Here is a 2,508-nt window from a genome sequence, read left to right as displayed (position 1 = left end):
GCGATTTTTTTTATTTTCCTTTTTTCACCCAATATTTGAACGGCGGTTTTTCCACTTCACTTTGCAGTAATGTGTGATCCATAAATTGACAGAAACTTGGAATATCTCTTGTTGTTGCAGGATCGTCAGCAATAATCAAAAGTATTTCTCCATCGTTAAGATGACGAATATTTTTACGAACAAGCATGACCGGTTCTGGACAACGTAATCCTAAAGTATCTAGGGTTTGTGTGACGGAAATTTCAGACATATTCTTTTTTCTTTTGAAAAACAGGTCCATATCATACCGCACTTACGCCAAAATTTCGACAAATCCCAGTCATCAGTGTTAGACTAGTGTCATTGAAATTACCTTGAAAAAATAAATGGCGGAATACCTCGTTCCTAAAAATGCGGTTATTTTTGAAGAAGAAATTAAGAAAAGCCGTTTTATTACTTATTTGCAGCACACCGAAGGTTTAGAAGACGCAAGAGCTTTTTGGGCAAAGATTAAACAAGAACATCCAAATGCTCGGCATCATTGTTGGGCTGCCGTAGCAGGCAAGCCAACAGATTCTCTACAACTTGGTTTTTCTGATGATGGCGAACCTGCTGGAACGGCAGGAAAGCCAATGTTGAGTGCATTGCAAGGTAGTCAATTAGGTGAAATCAGTGCAGTGGTGGTTCGCTATTATGGTGGTATTTTGCTTGGAACGGGTGGATTAGTTCGTGCTTACGGTAATGGCGTACAACAAGCGTTAAAGCTGATTGAAAGCGAAATTAAAGTTGAACGAACCCCTTTCAAACTGGATTGTGACTATGGTCAGCTAAGTTTGGTGCTACAACTTTGTGAAAAATATCAGGTTGAGATTTTATCTCAAGATTTTCAGGTAAATATTCATTTGATTTTAGGTATTAGTGAAAAAACAGTTGGTGTTTTTTCTTCAGAATTAACGGAAAAGTCTGCGGGCAGATTAGTCATCCAACTTTTAGAGACAGGCGAATAATAGTGCATATTTTATCGATTATCCGAATTATTGGTATTCTTGTGATGTGTTTTTCGGGCACAATGCTGATTCCAGCATTTGTCGCTCTAATTTATGGCGATGGTGGCGGTAAGGCATTTATGCAGGCTTTTATGTTGAGTTTGACGGCGGGCACATTGCTTTGGTGGCCATGCCATCACCATAAACAAGAATTACGATCCCGTGATGGTTTTTTGATCGTTGTAGCTTTTTGGTTTGTACTTGGAGGTTTGGCTACTTTGCCGCTTCTGTTGTTTGATGCGCCACACTTAACGGTGGCATCTGCTGTATTTGAGGCCTTTTCGGGCCTAACAACGACAGGTGCCACCGTGATGACTGGATTGGATAATTTACCAAAAGCAATTTTGTTCTACCGACAGTTTTTGCAATGGCTTGGTGGAATGGGGATCATTGTGTTAGCGATTGCGATCATTCCCCTTTTAGGCATTGGCGGAATGCAACTTTACCGTGCAGAAATGTCTGGTCCAATGAAGGAGCAAAAAATTCGCCCACGGATTACAGAAACCGCAAAAGTTTTGTGGATGATTTACCTTTCCTTAACCTTGTCATGCGCTTTAGCTTATTGGTTGGCAGGAATGAGTGTTTTTGATGCGATTACCCACAGTTTCTCTACTGTTTCCATTGGCGGTTTTTCAACGCATGATGCAAGTATCGGTTATTTCAATAGCCCATTGATTAACGGAATTACGGTTTTATTTTTATTAGTTTCTGCTTGTAACTTTGGTCTACATTTCCGAGCTTTTTCAACGATTGGACGTGAAAATTTCTTCAAAATTTATTTGCGTGATCCTGAATTTCGTTTTTTTATCAGTATCCAAGTTATTTTAGTAGTGGTTTGTACTTCAGTAATGTGGGGACACAGTTACTTTAAGACTTCATGGCAAGATTTTGAGCAGGTATTGTTTCAGGCCGTCTCTATTTCTACTACAACAGGTTACACTACGTCTGATTTTGCAGCTTGGCCCTCATTTGTGCCCGTATTGTTAATCTCTGCATCTTTTATGGGCGGTTGTGCAGGATCTGTTGGTGGTGGTTTAAGGGTTGCGCGTGTATTAGTACTTTACCTACAAGGGAAACGAGAGATCAAACGTGTGGTCCATCCTAATTTGGTTTATCCTATTAAATGGGGAAGAAATGTATTAGATGAAAGAGTGATAGGTAGTATTTGGGCATTCTTTTCGGCTTATATTTTAGTATTTTTAATTTGTTTACTTGGTGTCATTGCTTGTGGCGTTGAACCTTTCAATGCCTTTAATGCTGTGTTAGCGAGTATAAATAATTTAGGACCAGGATTAGGTGCTGTTAGCAGTAATATGATCGCCATTCCAGATAGTGCCAAATGGATTTTAACTATCGCAATGGTATGCGGCCGCTTAGAAATTTTCACGCTTTTAGCATTATTTACGCCCGCATTCTGGAGATCTTAGCTGAGGTTTAATTTTTAATAAATATTTCGAATTTTGACCGCACTTTTGAGGGATCC

General features: G+C 39.5%; 3 protein-coding genes. 2 read left to right on the top strand and 1 reads right to left on the bottom strand.

What is annotated here, in order from left to right:
* Nucleotides 1–10 precede the first annotated feature (10 nt).
* Complete coding sequence (gene tusA / locus AAX15_RS02735; RefSeq protein ID WP_005630802.1) at nt 11–250, bottom strand: sulfurtransferase TusA; 240 nt, start codon at nt 248–250, stop codon at nt 11–13.
* 115 nt (nt 251–365) lie between these two features.
* Here tusA and AAX15_RS02730 point away from each other — a divergent pair, with 115 nt between their 5' ends.
* Together AAX15_RS02730 and AAX15_RS02725 are read left to right on the top strand one after the other, a co-directional pair.
* Nucleotides 366–986 carry a YigZ family protein gene (locus tag AAX15_RS02730; protein WP_046939043.1) on the top strand — a complete coding sequence of 207 codons (621 nt, stop codon included), beginning with the start codon at nt 366–368 and terminating at the stop codon, nt 984–986.
* 2 nt (nt 987–988) lie between these two features.
* On the top strand, nt 989–2,452 hold the full coding sequence (locus AAX15_RS02725) for a TrkH family potassium uptake protein (protein ID WP_046939042.1): 1,464 nt from the start codon (nt 989–991) through the stop codon (nt 2,450–2,452).
* Nucleotides 2,453–2,508: the final 56 nt, after the last annotated feature.

The sequence above is a fragment of the Haemophilus haemolyticus genome (assembly GCF_001008275.1).
Taxonomy (GTDB): domain Bacteria; phylum Pseudomonadota; class Gammaproteobacteria; order Enterobacterales; family Pasteurellaceae; genus Haemophilus; species Haemophilus haemolyticus_P.
Note: the sequence above shows the minus strand (reverse complement) of the source record. Positions and strands in the feature narration are given on the sequence as shown.

Bases quoted from the DNA above. Each gene is read 5' to 3' on its own strand.
- tusA (WP_005630802.1), bottom strand. From the start codon at position 250: ATGTCTGAAATTTCCGTCACACAAACCCTAGATACTTTAGGATTACGT.
- AAX15_RS02730 (WP_046939043.1), top strand. From the start codon at position 366: ATGGCGGAATACCTCGTTCCTAAAAATGCGGTTATTTTTGAAGAAGAA.